Origin of the sequence: Acuticoccus mangrovi (assembly GCF_016411865.1) — a bacterium.
GTDB lineage: Bacteria > Pseudomonadota > Alphaproteobacteria > Rhizobiales > Amorphaceae > Acuticoccus > Acuticoccus mangrovi.
Genome location: NZ_JAEKJA010000003.1, coordinates 185,050 through 199,892, shown reverse-complemented (window position 1 = coordinate 199,892; position 14,843 = coordinate 185,050). Strand labels below are relative to the sequence as shown.

General features: G+C 69.1%; 9 protein-coding genes. 4 read left to right on the top strand and 5 right to left on the bottom strand.

Annotated features, from left to right (window positions below; genetic code table 11):
• Nucleotide 1: 1 nt before the first annotated feature.
• From dnaK to JCR33_RS04870, 3 genes are all read right to left on the bottom strand, one after another.
• Nucleotides 2-1,909, bottom strand: coding sequence for a molecular chaperone DnaK (gene dnaK, locus JCR33_RS04880; protein WP_198880906.1), 1,908 nt, complete (start codon nt 1,907-1,909; stop codon nt 2-4).
• A gap of 343 nt (nt 1,910-2,252) precedes the next feature.
• The gene (locus JCR33_RS04875; protein ID WP_198880905.1) at nt 2,253-6,068 is read right to left on the bottom strand and encodes a cytochrome b/b6 domain-containing protein; all 3,816 of its coding nucleotides are present in this window, start codon (nt 6,066-6,068) and stop codon (nt 2,253-2,255) included.
• Nucleotides 6,069-6,255: 187 nt separating this feature from the next.
• On the bottom strand, nt 6,256-6,858 hold the full coding sequence (locus tag JCR33_RS04870; protein WP_198880904.1) for a YceI family protein: 603 nt from the start codon (nt 6,856-6,858) through the stop codon (nt 6,256-6,258).
• Nucleotides 6,859-7,225: 367 nt separating this feature from the next.
• Between JCR33_RS04870 and JCR33_RS04865 the strand changes: the two genes are divergently transcribed.
• The 4 genes from JCR33_RS04865 to JCR33_RS04850 all read left to right on the top strand — a co-directional run bounded on the left by JCR33_RS04865 (nt 7,226) and on the right by JCR33_RS04850 (nt 11,538).
• Nucleotides 7,226-7,843 carry an alpha-ketoglutarate-dependent dioxygenase AlkB family protein gene (locus tag JCR33_RS04865; protein WP_332461132.1) on the top strand — a complete coding sequence of 206 codons (618 nt, stop codon included), beginning with the start codon at nt 7,226-7,228 and terminating at the stop codon, nt 7,841-7,843.
• A 453-nt stretch (nt 7,844-8,296) separates the two neighbouring features.
• Nucleotides 8,297-9,175 (top strand): hypothetical protein, encoded by an 879-nt coding sequence (locus JCR33_RS04860; protein ID WP_198880903.1) that lies wholly within the window; start codon nt 8,297-8,299, stop codon nt 9,173-9,175.
• A gap of 35 nt (nt 9,176-9,210) precedes the next feature.
• Complete coding sequence (locus JCR33_RS04855; protein ID WP_198880902.1) at nt 9,211-10,398, top strand: glycosyltransferase; 1,188 nt, start codon at nt 9,211-9,213, stop codon at nt 10,396-10,398.
• Nucleotides 10,399-10,404: 6 nt separating this feature from the next.
• A complete protein-coding gene (locus tag JCR33_RS04850; RefSeq protein WP_198880901.1) occupies nt 10,405-11,538 on the top strand; it encodes a capsular polysaccharide export protein, LipB/KpsS family in 1,134 nt (377 codons plus the stop codon).
• 9 nt (nt 11,539-11,547) lie between these two features.
• Here JCR33_RS04850 and JCR33_RS04845 read toward each other — a convergent pair whose 3' ends face one another.
• Together JCR33_RS04845 and JCR33_RS04840 are read right to left on the bottom strand one after the other, a co-directional pair.
• A complete protein-coding gene (locus JCR33_RS04845) occupies nt 11,548-12,429 on the bottom strand; it encodes a transglutaminase family protein (protein WP_198880900.1) in 882 nt (293 codons plus the stop codon).
• A gap of 11 nt (nt 12,430-12,440) precedes the next feature.
• Entirely contained in the window at nt 12,441-14,840 is a 2,400-nt protein-coding gene (locus JCR33_RS04840; protein WP_232372262.1) for a circularly permuted type 2 ATP-grasp protein, read from the bottom strand.
• Nucleotides 14,841-14,843 lie beyond the last annotated feature (3 nt).

Genomic DNA, 14,843 nt, shown 5'->3' with positions numbered 1-14,843 from the left:
TTTAGGCGGAACGCTTCTGATCGTCGTCGCTGACCTCCTCGAAGTCGGCATCGACCACGTCGTCGTCCTTCGCGGCCTGGGCCTCACCGTCACCCTGAGCTTCGCCCTGGCTGGCGTACATCGCCTCGCCGAGCTTCATCGACGCCTGGGCGAGGGCCTGCGTGCGCGCCTCGATGGCGGACGGATCCTCGCCCTCCAGAGCCGTCTTCAGGTCGGCGATGGCGGCCTCGACGGTCGACTTGTCCGACGCGGCGATCTTGTCGCCGTTGTCGGCCAGCATCTTCTCCGTCGAGTGGACCAGCGCCTCGGCCTGGTTCTTGGCCTCGACGAGGGCGCGGCGGCGCTTGTCGTCTTCCGCGTGGGTCTCGGCGTCCTTCACCATCTGCTCGATGTCGGAGTCCGACAGACCGCCCGAAGCCTGGATGCGGATCTGCTGCTCCTTGCCGGTGCCCTTGTCCTTCGCCGACACGTTGACGATGCCGTTGGCGTCGATGTCGAAGGTCACCTCGATCTGCGGCACGCCGCGCGGGGCGGGGGGAATGCCCACGAGATCGAACTGGCCGAGCATCTTGTTGTCGGCGGCCATCTCGCGCTCACCCTGGAAGACGCGGATCGTCACGGCCGACTGCGAGTCCTCGGCGGTCGAGAAGACCTGGGACTTCTTGGTCGGGATCGTGGTGTTCCGGTCGATCAGGCGGGTGAACACGCCACCCAGCGTTTCGATGCCCAGCGACAGCGGGGTCACGTCGAGAAGGAGGACGTCCTTCACGTCACCCTGCAGCACGCCGCCCTGGATCGCGGCGCCGATGGCGACGACCTCGTCAGGGTTCACGCCCTTGTGGGGCTCCTTGCCGAAGAAGGCCTTCACCGCCTCGTGGACTTTCGGCATGCGCGTCATGCCACCGACGAGAACCACCTCGTCGATCTGACCGGCGGAGAGCTCGGCGTCCTTCAGCGCGGCACGGCACGGGCCGATGGTGCGCTCCACGAGGTCCTCCACCAGGCTTTCGAGCTTGGCGCGGGAGAGCTTCATCGTGAGGTGCTTCGGGCCGGTCTGGTCGGCGGTGATGAACGGCAGGTTCACCTCGGTCTGCGTGGCCGACGACAGCTCGATCTTCGCCTTTTCGGCGGCCTCCTTCAGGCGCTGGAGGGCGAGCTTGTCCTTGCGGAGGTCGATGCCGTGCTCTTTCTTGAACTCGTCGGCGAGGTAGTCGAGGATGCGGATGTCGAAGTCCTCACCGCCGAGGAAGGTGTCGCCGTTGGTGGACTTCACCTCGAACACGCCGTCGCCGATCTCGAGGATCGACACGTCGAACGTGCCGCCGCCGAGGTCGTAGACCGCGATGGTCTTGCCGTCCTTCTTGTCGAGACCGTAGGCGAGCGCGGCCGCCGTCGGCTCGTTGATGATGCGCAGCACCTCGAGGCCGGCGATCTTGCCCGCGTCCTTGGTGGCCTGACGCTGGGAGTCGTTGAAGTAGGCCGGCACGGTGATGACGGCCTGCGTCACCGTCTCGCCGAGATAGGACTCGGCGGTTTCCTTCATCTTCTGCAGGATGAAGGCGGAAATCTGGCTGGGGCTGTAGTTCTTGCCGCGCGCTTCGACCCAAGCGTCGCCATTGTCCGCCTTCGTGATCTTGAAGGGGACGAGGCCCTTGTCCTTGGCCACGGTGGGGTCGTCGAAGCGACGGCCGATGAGGCGCTTCACCGCGAAGAGGGTGTTCTCGGGGTTCGTCACCGCCTGGCGCTTGGCCGGCTGGCCGACGAGACGCTCGCCGTCCTCCGTGAAGGCGACCATCGACGGGGTGGTGCGCATCCCCTCGGCGTTTTCGATGACCTTGGCGTTCTTGCCGTCCATGACGGCGACGCACGAGTTGGTCGTGCCCAAGTCAATGCCAATGACTTTGCTCATGGGTTCTCCTTACATGGCGGACCGGTGGGACCCGAAAGGCGTCCCGTCGATTGTCGCGAGACCGGTCCCCGGTTCGCGTGATTGAACGGAGCGCGACTGCCCCCGTACACAGCCGAGATATAAGCGCAAGGGGGCTTCGCACAAGTCGATGTGAATGCTCCTCAACGCCCGATTTCGCCTTTTACCCCCGTCCGAAGCGCTTCGAAGTGAATTGAGACGATCGTCTCGCCCGGTTGGCACCGCCCGTCGTGCGACGCCGAGCGGCGCCGAAGTTGGTGCTCTATTGTGCCGACGATACGCCGCTCGTCGCGATCGGCAAGCGGGAAGGTGCGGCGTTGCCCCGTCAGAGCGGCGGACGCCTCACCGGATCATCGTCCACCGACGCGTTCCCGTCCGCCGTGGCGGCATCTTCCGGGCCCGTCGGTGCGGCGGGGACCGTCTCGGACGGCCCGGTCTCCTCACCCGACGCCTCGACCGCCTCGTCGAGGCTCTCCCCCTCGTCGCCCGTGGCCGGCGCGGCTTCGCCGGCGGTTTCGGGCAGGTCGATGGGAGCTGCGTTCGATCCGGCGGTGTCCGGCTCGTCGGCTCGGTCACCCGCAGTCGGCTCTACGGCTTCGACGGACGCCGGCGATGCCGTAGGCTCGCCCTCGCTTGCGTCGCCGAGGCTTTCCGCTACGGCAGGCGCCCTCTCGGCGACGGGCTCCGGCGCGGCGGTCGTCGGCGCAGCATCGAGCCCGGTGGTGTGTGGCGCGGTGGCGCCCGGCGTATCGGGCGCGTCGGCCGCGGGCGGCTCCGGGGTCTCGGGAGAGGCTGCGGGTTCGGCCGATTCGGCCGCGCCTTCCTCGCCCGAGCGCTCTCCTTCGGTGATGAGCGGCGGCACTTCGGCAATCGGCTCGGGGGAGGCGGTGACCGGCGCGGCAGCGCTGGGCTCTTCCGGCACCGCGACGTCTTCCTCGGAGACTTCTGCCTCGGAGGTCACGGACACCTCGTCGGCCGCGGGCTCCGCCGATGTAGTGACCGGCGCAGCCTCAGGCTCGAGGGTGCTCGGCTCGTCGGGCACGACGGCCGCAGGCGGCTCCGCGGGAGTGGCTGTCGGCGGGGGCGTCGCGAGGCCGGTCGGCACGGCGTCGCGCTCTTCGGCGGAGCGTTCCGCCTCGGACGTGGCAGGCGTCACGTCGGCCCCGGGCTCCGGCGAGGTGGTGGCTGGTTCGGCCTCAGGCTCGAGGGTGCTCGGCTCGTCGGGCACGACGGCCGCAGGCGGCTCCGCGGGGGCGGCTGTCGGCGAGGGCGTCGCGAGGCCGGTCGGCACGGCATCGCTCTCTTCGGCAGTGCGTTCCGCCTCGGAGGTTGCTGGTGTTACGTCGGCAGCAGGCTCCGGCGAGGTGGCGGCTGGTTCGGCCTCAGGCTCGAGGGTGCTCGGCTCGTCGGGCACGACGGCCGCAGGCGGCTCCGCGGGGGCGGCTGTCGGCGAGGGCGTCGCGAGGCCGGTCGGCACGGCATCGCTCTCTTCGGCAGTGCGTTCCGCCTCGGAGGTTGCTGGTGTTACGTCGGCAGCAGGCTCCGGCGAGGTGGCGGCTGGTTCGGCCTCAGGCTCGAGGGTGCTCGGCTCGTCGGGCACGACGGCCGCAGGCGGCTCCGCGGGGGCGGCTGTCGGCGAGGGCGTCGCGAGGCCGGTCGGCACGGCATCGCTCTCTTCGGCAGTGCGTTCCGCCTCGGAGGTTGCTGGTGTTACGTCGGCAGCAGGCTCCGGCGAGGTGGCGGCTGGTTCGGCCTCAGGCTCGAGGGTGCTCGGCTCGTCGGGCACGACGGCCGCAGGCGGCTCCGCGGGGGCGGCTGTCGGCGAGGGCGTCGCGAGGCCGGTCGGCACGGCATCGCTCTCTTCGGCAGTGCGTTCCGCCTCGGAGGTTGCTGGTGTTACGTCGGCAGCAGGCTCCGGCGAGGTGGCGGCTGGTTCGGCCTCAGGCTCGAGGGTGCTCGGCTCGTCGGGCACGACGGCCGCAGGCGGCTCCGCGGGGATGGCCGACGGCGCTTCGTCTTCGCCGGTGGAGCGCTCCGTCGGGGGGCTGGTGGGCGTCGCGTCGGTGGTGGGCTCCGGCGCGGCGACGGCCGGCGCGGCATCGGGTTCGGCGATGCCATCCTCGTCGGGCTGGTCTGCCGTTGGTGATGCCGCGGGTTCCTCGGGCGCGGCACCGCCATTGTCGGTCGAGCTGTCCGACTCGGGCGCGGCGGGTGCCGGCTCGGCGGGGGGCTCGGGCGAGGCGGCCGCATCCGGTTCGGCGGCGCCGGGGTCGCTCGGCGTGGCGGCCGTAGGCGGCCCCGTCGGCTCGGGGGAAGTCGGGGGCGCCGTCGGCGCCGTCGGCACAGCGTTGCCCGAGCCGTCCGCCTCGGGGGAGACGGGCGTTGCCGCGGTGCCGGGTTCGGGCGAGGTGGGGGCGGGTTCCACGTCGGTGGGGCCGGTCGGCGCCGCGGTTGCGGACGATTCTTCGGGCTCGATGGCGGGCTCGGCGGGAGGCGCGGGCCCGGCCGGCACGGCGTCGCCTGCATCGCCGGGGCCTGGCATCGACGAGGGGACGGTGGTCGCGTCGGGTGTCGGCTCCGGGGCGGTGGCGATCGGTTCGCCTCGAGGCTCGGCGGTGGCGGGCTCGCTCGGCACCGCCGTCGTTGGCGACGCGGGGGGAGCCGGGGATGCCGCGGGCTCGGCGGCAGACGACGTGACGGCGGGGGAGGCGGCAGCCGGGGTGGCGGTGGTCGGTGCGGCGTCCGCCGTCGGGCGGTGGGCGAGGAGGTCGAACGATACCACCACGTCCTTGCCGAGCCAGTCGCCCGTCGCGTCGCTCTCGGCGCCGATGCCGTAGGCGAAGCGGTCGAGCGTTAGCGAGCCCGACGCCTCGGCCGTGTCGCCGTCGATCGCCAACGCGAAGGGGAGGGACTGCGGCGCGGCGACGCCCCGGATCGTCAGCTCGCCCTCGGCGACGTAGCCGCTCGCCGTGTCGCGGATCGTCTCCGCGACGAACGCCGCGCTGGCGTGATCGGCGGTGGCGAAGCCGTCCGGCCCGTTGAGCTGGGCGCTGCTGATCGCCTTCGACGACAGGCTCGCCGAGCCCGGCGCCACGCGCACGGCGATGGACGAGGCGGCGAGATTCGCGGGGTCGAAGCGGATGTCCGCCGACCAGTCGCCGAAGACGCCGGTCACCTCCTTGCCGGAATAGGTGACGGCGAAGCCGAGGCGGCTCGCCTCCCGGTCGACGATCCAGCGCGCCGGCGCCGACGCGATGGGCGCCGACGCGACGGGTGCCGAATTGGTGGGTGCGGATGCGACGGGCGCGGCGACGGGCGCGGCGGTTACATCGAGCGAGGCCGCAGGTTTGGAGAGGTTCGGCTGACCGTCCGGAGCGATGGCGGCGCCCGAGCCGAGGACGCCCGCCTGGTCCGGCGAGACGCTCGCGACCTCGTCGCGTTCGGCGGGCGCGCGGGCGGCCGTGGTGGCGACGATCACACCGCCGGTCACGACGATCGTCGCGAGCCAGGTCGTGACCTGCCCGTAGGCGCGGCGCGGCCCGTCGCCACCCGCAAACGGCGACATCCGGGCGATATAGTGCCCGTCGGCGAGATGATGCTTCAGCGCGCCGGCAACATGGAGGGCGAGGAGGCCGGCCATGGCGTAGGCGAGGATCGCGTGCGCCTCCTCTACGGCCTCGGAAAAGGTCCGGCGCGCCGCGGCGTCGAGGCCGTCGAAGCCGGGAAGGTTCGGCCACGGCAGCCAGTCCTGGAAGTAGAGGATCGTCTCCACCTGCACCGGTGCCACAGTGATGAGCAGCCAGCCCGACAGCGGGATCACCACGAGGAGCAGATAGAAGAGCATGTGCACCACGTGCGAAACGTGGCGTTCCAGGCGGTTCACCGAGGCAGGCTCGGGCGGCGGCGGATTGAAGCCGCGCCACAGGATGCGCGCGAAGGTGAGCACCAGGACGGTGATGCCGAGGCTCTTATGGAGCTGGAACGCGTCGTACTGGAGCGGATCGCCCGGGGCGAGGAGCTCGGTCATGGCGAGACCGCCGGCGAGCTGCAGCACGATCAGGAGCGCGATGCACCAGTGAAGGATGATGGCGCCCGTCGTGTAGCGCGAGGCTTTGAAGGGCGGCTGTGCGGTGGTGGTCACGGGCATCCTTCTGCCGCTGCTGGGGCGTGCTGCGGTCACGCCGTTCCATCGTCGCTGATTCGCGGGCCGCGCGCCCGGCCGATGGAGGCGGCGCGCGGCTGTGGGCGGGGCGGCTGCCCCGCCGGCCCATTGTCGACCGGCCGCTCGGATCCGCCAAGGGTCCGGCGGCCGGCCGCAACGAGGCGGCCTACTCGGGAATGAACTCGGCCTGCACTTCGATCGTCACCTCGGTGCCGATCGGGCCGGCGAGCGAGGTGACGCCGTATTCCGTCCGGTCCAGCGTGCCAACGGCGGAGATGCCGATGGTGGGGTTGCCGCTCATCGGATGAGTGGCCGCCCGGTTGAGCGTCGCGGCGAGGGTGAAGGGGTGGGTCTGGCCGTTGACGGTGAGCTCGCCGGCGACGTCGGCGGTGTTGTCGCCGGTGAGGGTGATGCCGGTGCTCTTGAAGGTGATCTCGGGGTGGGCGACCGCGTTGAGGAACATGTCGGACGCGATCTCGGCGTCGAAGTCGGTCGGTCCGGGGTGGAGCGTGCGCACCGCGTTGCCGTTCAGCGTGACCTCGACGGAGGAGTTGGCGACGTCGTCGGCGTCGAGCTCGACCGTGGCGGCGATGGCCTTGCGCTCGAAGTTGCCGGTGTAGGTGGAGTAGCCGAAGTGGGAGAGCTTCCAGACCACCGACGTGTGGGTGGGATCGGACACGTAGGTGCCCGAGGGGACGTCGAGCGACTGCGCTGCAGCAGGCGCAGCGAGCACGAGGGTGGTGAGGGCAGCGGCGAGGAACTGGCGCATCGGAGATCCTTTCGGTTTGCTGCACCGCAGGATGCGGCGTCAGTCGGGGGGCGATGTAGGGGGCATCGCGGCATCGCGGAACCCGAGGAGGCCGCCTCGGCCCTTGCACCGACGCCAACGCGACGTTGCGTCGCTGAAAGGGGCGCTCCGGATCGGCGGAACGGGGGCCGAAGCCGGCGCATCGGCGCGGCGGGCCGCGGTCGCTGCGTGACGTCGCCGGGCCGCCCCCGTCCTCACAAGGGCGTGAGGCGGCGGCGACCGCGGCCGCCTTCGAGGCCGATCGTCCCTTGCGGGGCGGCGACGGGCGTGCTTGGGGTGGGGCGAAGGTGGTTGGCTCGCAGCGGTTCGGTGGAGATTTCCAGTGACGGTGGCAGCGATCAGCGATGGCGTCGCCTACTATCCCGGCCGCATCTCGGCGACCGACCAGCGTAGCCTTCTCGCCGAGATCGAGCAGGTGATCGCCGAGGCGCCGCTCTTCGTGCCGCGCATGCCGCGGACCAATCAGCCCTTCTCGGTCGAGATGACGAATTGCGGGTCGCTCGGCTGGGTCGCCGACCGGACCGGCTATCGCTACCAGCGCACCCATCCCGACACCGGCGAGCCGTGGCCGCCGATCCCGCAGCGCCTCGTCGCCCTGTGGCGATCGCTCGGAGCACCGGGAGAGCCCGAGGCCTGCCTCGTCAATCTCTATCGGGGGACGGCGAAGCTCGGGCTCCACCAGGATCGCGACGAGGCGACGTTCGACGCGCCGGTCGTGTCGGTCTCGCTGGGCGACACGGGCGTCTTCCGCATCGGCGGCACCACGCGGCGCGGACCCACCCGATCGCTTCGTCTCGCGTCAGGCGACGTGATCATGTTCGGCGGGGAGGCCCGCCTCATCTACCACGGCATCGATCGCATCATTGCCGGCTCCTCGCGCCTTCTGCCGGACGGCGGCCGGATCAATCTGACGCTGCGCCGGGTCAATCCGCTGAGCGTCGATTGATGGCGGATCGTCGCGCTCCAGATCGTCGATCGGTCGATGCGGCGCTGCAGCAATCAGTGGTGGAGGCGATCCCCATCGCGCTTAGTATTCGTATTTCGGATAGCAGCAATGTTCGATTGTTAATTAATTTATAAACTATGGTTGATTGTTGTTCTAAGTGTTTGATCCGGTTTTGGTGGGCGTTCGATGCGGCGCTTTGCCGTCTGCGCATCTGCACAATTCGGCAATTGACCCTCGCTTGTAAACCAATGTAAGACCTTGCACGACCATACCGTTTCGGCAATGGGCGAGCTTTGCGTGAAGAAGATGATTTTCAACTATAAATTTAGTGAGCGCTTGGCCAAGGGGCGGTTGGGACCGTCTCGGGCATGCGAGTTGGCGCGTGCCGAAACGCGGCGCCTTCGATGGACGTGTCGGAAAACGGAACATTGATTGATGCAACGAGGTAGTACTTTGGTTAATGCGCAAGGCGACGCCGATCTCGACTATCCGGTGGATACGGCGGACGAGGGCACGCTGCGCCTCTCCCCGGAGCAGATGACCGAGCTCGTGTCGCGAACCGTGTCGGTGCTTCTGACGAGCGATGCCGATGCCACCCTCGACCTTTCGCAGACGAAGCGCTCCGGCACGGCAATGTCCGAGGCTCTCGCCAACGGCTATCTCGCGACCCTGTCGGCCCTCCTGCCGGATAAAGCGCCGGACGACGACCCCTACGGCACCGTCATCAAGGCGCTGATGCGGCGCGTGGCGGCCCTCGAGGCCGACCTCCTGCTGATCAAGTCCAGCCTGGCGTCCGACCGGAAGTTCGTGTTCGGCGAGGGCAAGGGGTACGCCGACCCGATCGTCGCCCTGAACGCTCTTCATGCCGATCTTGAGGGCCTTTCCACGGGTCCGACGATGACCCACGTCGAGGTGCCGCTCGGCCACAACGTGCTCGGCCGCGGCTGGCACCCGGTGGAGGAGCTCCCGAGCGGCAAGTTCTGGCGCTGGTCCGGCCCGGATCTTCGCGCATCGTTGCTGCTGCCGAGCCTCGGCGTCGGCCACTATGAGATCGGTTTCGATTACCAGGTGCTCGATCCGACCCAGCTCGACGAACTGACGATCACCGTGAACGGACACGCGGTGGAGAACATCGTCTTCGCGGATCCGAAGCCGGTGAAGGGGTATCTCAGCTTCGAGATCGACATCGCGGAAACGGAGCAGTCGAGCTTCCTCTTCCTGGAGCTGACGATGGCACGCTGTGTGCAGCCGAGCGCGATGCTGGGCTCCGCCGACACGCGTTTCCTCGGGATCGGTGTCGGCACCGTGTTGATCGATCGGGCGCCCGCCTGACCGGGCGGGTTCCCCGGATTATTGGCGGACGGATGATGAACACAGCGCTCGGTTCGACTTCCAAGACGCCCGCGCATGCGCACGCCTCCGGCGCGCGACGGCCGGTCGTCGTCATTTTGACGGACATTGATTTCTGGCAGCAGACCTACGGCAGTCATGCCCGCATCATTCTCACGCTCAAGGCCATCGAAGAGCATTGCGATCTGAAGGTCTTCTGCTTCCGGTCGGTCGGCCAGAACGTGAAGGCCGCGTTCAAGGCGCTCGGCCTTCAGGCGGAGCTGGTCTCCTATAAGGTCTACGAAAAGACGGCCCCGGCGGTGCCCGTTGGGCGGGGCGGCCACCGGGAGCTGCGCAGCTTCTACAAGCACTCCTGGGTGGCGGCGGCGGCCGACTATCTGGAACGTACCCGGCCGGATTTCGTCCTCATCGAGTATATCGACCGGAGCTACCTCCTCGATGCGGTGCCCGAGGGCACGATGACGATCCTCGACACGCATGACGTCATGAGCCATCGGGCGATGGCGTTCCAGCACTATGGGCGCTCGGTGCGGCTGCAGTTCTCGGCCGCGCAGGAGGCGGAGATCCTGCGCATGTACGATTCGATCCTCGCGATCAGCCAGGCCGATTGCGAGACCTTCAAGACCCGCCTCGGGATGCGCAACGTGATCTACGCACCGCACACGGTGCTGCTGGCCGAGCGGACGGTGCGCGAGCGGGACGGGCGCCGGCTGATCTTCACCGGGTCCGACGCCGAGGCGAACGTGATCGGCCTGTTGTGGTTTCTCGACCAGGTCTGGCCGATGCTCGAAGACCACTTCGTCCTCGACGTGGTGGGTAAGGTGAGCAACGCCGTCGCCGAGGCCCCGAAGAACGTCAATCTGCACGGCAGGGTCGACAGCCTCGATGCCTACTACGAGGCCGCCGACATCGCGATCAATCCGGTGTTCGTCGGCGGCGGCATCAAGATCAAGACGCTCGACGCGATGCGCTACGGTGTGCCGTGCGTGACGACGGCGGAAGGGGCGCGGGGGCTGGAGGACGCCGTTGGCAAGGGTCTCTTCCTTGTGGGCTCCCGCGGCGAATTCGTCCAGACGATGCTCGACCTCGCCGTGCAGCCGGACGTGCGTCGCCGTGCCGAGATCGACGCCCAGACGTATGTTGCGACGCGCCATGCACCGGAAGTTGCTTTCCGTGATCTCATCATGTTTCTCAAGAATGCTTAGCCCATCATGCCGCTGAAACGCATCGTCTTCACCGGAGACCTTCTGCGTCCCAGCTGGGACAGCACTCGCCCCACGCAGCACTACAACATCCAATGGGGACACGACCTCATCGGCCGTCAGATGGCGGCGGCTACCGGGCTGCCGGTGGAAATGGCGGTCTGGAACTTCGCCGGCGTCACCGCCGGCGGGATCGACTACGAGACCGTCCGCGGCATCTATGGCGCGCACGGGCTGGCCACCTCGATCGAGGCGTGGGCGATGCTCTACGAGGAGGCGCTCGCCCCCGCGGCGGAGGCTTTCTTCCGCGAGATCTTTCGCGACGCGCTCGTCGTCGCCTTCGAGCTGCCGCCCTATCTGGAGAAGATCCTCCAGAAGTACGGCATTCCCTACGTCGACGTGATCGTGCATCCGGTGCGCTTCCTCGACGACATCTTCCTCGCCGTGCGCACCAGCAGCGGCGCGGCGAACGCCGTGTTGGCGAGCCACGCCATCTCCGAGGAGCTCATCGAGACGGTCGCCGGGGTCCAGTCGGCGTCGGCGCGTCGCGGCTTCACCTTCGCGCCGATCCCCAACAGTGCGCTGCTGCTTCTGCAGACCCGCTTCGACCGCACGCAGATCCGGGACGGCGGCTTCATCGGCGCCAGCAACTTCCTGGAGAAGATCGCCGACGTCACGGCGGACTACAACGCGCTCTACGTCAAGGAGCATCCGCTGGAGCGGGGCTCGGTGCACACCCGCACGCTGCAGGCGGCGTTTCCGAAGATCCAGCTGATCGATCACAACGTCTACAGCCTGTTGTCGACGGAAAATATCACCGGCGTGTTCACGCTGTCCTCGAGCGTCGGGATCGAGGCGCCCTATTTCGGCAAGAAATCGAAGTATATCTACAAGGCGCCGAACCTCTTCGCGCGCGATGGGAAGGTGCCGGAGGGGGAGGAGTTCGCCGGGGTGTTCGACGCCTTCCTCGGGCCGGACTTCTGGCGCGACGTCTTGGCGCCGATGACCGACGTGACGGCGAAGACGGGCGTCACCGTGCCGTTCAAGCCCAACCGGCTGCGCACCTCGCTCCGCTCCTTCTGGGCGTTCAACGAGATCGACACCGACGCGGCGGTGATGGCGGCGAAGCCGCGCGCGGCGTAGGCGCCGGCCTCAGGCCGTGATCGGCACGACGTCGACGGCCTGCTTGCTCGTGTGGTCGCCATGGCTGCGCATCACGCCGCGCACGGGAGCGACGTCGGAATAGTCGCGGCCGTGGGCGATCACGACATGGTCGGCGCCGGCGAGCACGCGGTTGGTGGGGTCGTATTCGACCCATCCCACCTCGCCGCCGCACCAGGCCGAGACCCAGGCGTGCATCGCGTCGGCGCCTTCGAGGCGCGGCTCGCCGGCCGGCGGGTTGGTGCGCAGGAAGCCGCTCACGTAGCCGGCGGGAATGCCGACGCCCCGCAGGCAGGCGATCATGATGTGGGTGAAGTCCTGGCACACGCCGTGCCGCTTCTCGAAGGCTTCCAGCATCGGCGTTTCCACCGTGGTGGCTTCCGGATCGTAGCGCATGTCGCCGTGGATCGCTTCGCCGATGGCTTTCACTGCGTCGAGCGTGCTCATGCTCTCGCGGAGAGTGTCGCGGGCGTAGCGCGTGGTGCGCGCGTCGAGCGTCACGCGGCGCGTGTTGCCGGCGAAGTGGTAGGGCGAGCGGGGGTCGAGCATGCGGTGCGCCGCGATGTCGGCGGCGAGGTCCCCGATGCGGGGCGACATGTCGAGGAGCGGCGCGCCTTCGAGCCGTTCCACGCGCGACTTCACTTCGAAGTCGATCTCCTCGTGCGGCTCGCGGAAGGCGACCTCGACGGTGGCGTTGCCGAAATAGTCGGTCCAGTTGAGCCATTCGGCGGGTTTCGGGGTGACGGAGAGGGTGCCGGCGACGAGGCGCTGCTCGCCGGCGATGTCGGCCGGCATCAGGCGCACCACGTGCCGGCTCTGGGCGGCGGGGTAGTCGTAGGCGTAGCCGATGGTGAGGGTGATGTTGTAGAGCACGCCACCCCTCCCTAGCGCAGATAGGTGCTGGCGATGTGGCCAGACAGGCTGGCGATCTCGTCGCCGAGGCGGGTGAGGGTCGCGCTCGTCAACGTCTCGGGGGTCTCCACGGCGAGGTCGGTGCGCGCTTGCAGCACGGCGCGCTGGAGCGGCGAGAGCTGACGGTGAAGCTCCGAGCCCGGCAGCACCGAAATGTGCTCGGCGATCTCGTTGAGCTGATAGATGACCGCCCGCGGATTGAGTGGGTCGAGGGCGAGGAGGTCCACCACGGTCGCCCGGTTGGTGGCGACGGCATAGCGGCGGCGGTGGGTCATGTGGCTGTCGGCCACCTCCACGGCGAGGTCGAGGCTGCCGTCGGGAGCGGCGGGATCGGCGAAGGTGGCGAGGAGGGCGGTCAGCGATAGGGCACGCTCCAGCGACCGGCCGCACGACAGGAAGCGCCAGCCCATGAAGCGGTACATGTTCTCGTGCACGAGGCCGGAGAAGCCGGAGATCTTGCGCAGCAGGATGCCCATGGCGAGCGCCGTGTCGTCGCCGGGGCGGGCGGTGCGCATCATCTTGCGCACCGTCTTCGACAGATCGTCGAGCGCCATCCATCCGTCGACCGAGAAGCGGTCGCGGATGTTGTCGGCGGCGGTGCTCGCCGAGGCGAGGGTGTCGACGAGACCTTCGGGAAGCCCGTCGATCGGATCGGCGCCGAGCTCGGCGAGGTAGGTCTCGAGGTGGGCGACGAGGGGGCTCGCCTCCTTCGGCGCCTCGGCGAGACGGAGATGGTAAGCGCGTAGGAGACGCACGAGATTCTCCGCCCGCTCCACGTAGCGGCCGAGCCAGAACAGATTGTCGGCCGCCCGGCTCGGCAGCACGCCCGGCTGCTGGCGCAGATAGGGCGTGGAGGCGGTGGCGAGCATCGTCTCCGCCGGCACGTCGTGCGGGCTCACCACCCACACGTCGGCCGCCGACCCGCCCTGTTGCATGGCGAGCTTGGCCGAGCCTGCGGTGCGGCCGATGCGGGCAAAGCCGCCCGGCATCACCTGCCAGCCGTCGCGGGTGCGGGCGAGGAACACGCGCAGGCTCATCGGCCGCGGCACCAGGGTGCCTTCCTCGAAGGCCGGGGTGGTGGACAGCGTTACCGCCTCTTGTGCGACGAGCTGGCCGGCGCGGGCCTCGATCCAGTCCTCCACCGTCATGTCGAGCGGGCGGGTGAAGGCTCCGGCGACGGCGGACACCTCGTCGAGGTCGAAGAGGTGGCGCGTGGCGTAGGCGCTGCCGATGGTCATGCGCTGGGCGTTGGCCTTCACGTAGGCCCGCTCGCTCGCCTGACCGCACCACCAGGTGGCGATGTTGGGCAGCTTCAGCGGCGCGCCCGTCACCTCCGCGCAGATCCGGGGGAGGAAGGCGAGCAGGCCGCGCGTCTCGAGCACGCCGGAGCCGAGGGCGTTGACCATCGTGACCGAGCCGGAGCGGATCGCCCCGAGCATGCCGGGCGTGCCGAGGGCGGACGTCTCGTCGAGCTCCAGGGGATCGGCCCACGCCGAATCGAGACGGCGCCACAGGACGGAGACCGGCGAGAGGCCGTCGACGGTGCGCACCATCAATTGGCCGTCGCGCACCGTGAGGTCGTCGCCCTCGAGGAGCATGAAGCCCAGATAGCGAGCGATGTAGGCGTGCTCGAAATAGGTGTCGTTCATCGGCCCCGGGGTGAGGATGCCGACGCGGCCGTCCTCGTGCTCGCGCATGCCGATGAGGGCGTCGCGGAAGGTGCGGAAGAAGCCGGCGAGGCGATGCACCTTCGACTGGGAGAGGTGGTCGGCGTAGACGCGCGAGGTGGCGATGCGGTTCTCGAGCGCGAAGCCGGCGCCGGAGGGGGCCTGGGTACGGTCGCCGAGCACCCACCACTCGCCGTGCGGACCGCGGCCGATGTCGAAGGCGACGAAGTGCAGGAAGTGGCCGCCGCGGGGCGTGACGCCCACGAGCGGGCGCAGCCACTCCGGATTGTCGGCAACGAGGGCTGGCGGCAGGTAGCCGTCGGCGACGAGGCTGTTGTCGCCGTAGAGATCGGCGACGACGCGCTCGAGGAGATCGGCGCGCTGGATGAGGCCGTCGGCGATCTCGTGCCACTCGTCCTCGGCGATGAGCACGGGCAGGTGGCTGAGCGGCCAGTCCCGCTCGGCCGCATCCTGCGGTCCGTACTGGCGGTAGAAGACGCCGGCGTCGCGCAGATATTGATCGCCGCGGGCCTGGCCGGCGGCGAGCTCCTCGGGCGACATGTTGGCGATCGCCTCGATGAGGGTGGACCACACCGGGCGCACCTCGCCGTCGGCGCCGAACAATTCGTCCGGGACGCCGGAGATCGGGCGATAGCCCGCAAGCAGGCGAGCGACCGGATCCACAATGGCGGGTCGGCCTTGCATGGC

Coding starts and splice junctions, on each gene's coding strand:
- dnaK (WP_198880906.1), bottom strand. CDS start 1,909: ATGAGCAAAGTCATTGGCATTGACTTGGGCACGACCAACTCGTGCGTC.
- JCR33_RS04870 (WP_198880904.1), bottom strand. CDS start 6,858: ATGCGCCAGTTCCTCGCCGCTGCCCTCACCACCCTCGTGCTCGCTGCG.
- JCR33_RS04855 (WP_198880902.1), top strand. CDS start 9,211: ATGAACACAGCGCTCGGTTCGACTTCCAAGACGCCCGCGCATGCGCAC.
- JCR33_RS04850 (WP_198880901.1), top strand. CDS start 10,405: ATGCCGCTGAAACGCATCGTCTTCACCGGAGACCTTCTGCGTCCCAGC.
- JCR33_RS04840 (WP_232372262.1), bottom strand. CDS start 14,840: ATGCAAGGCCGACCCGCCATTGTGGATCCGGTCGCTCGCCTGCTTGCG.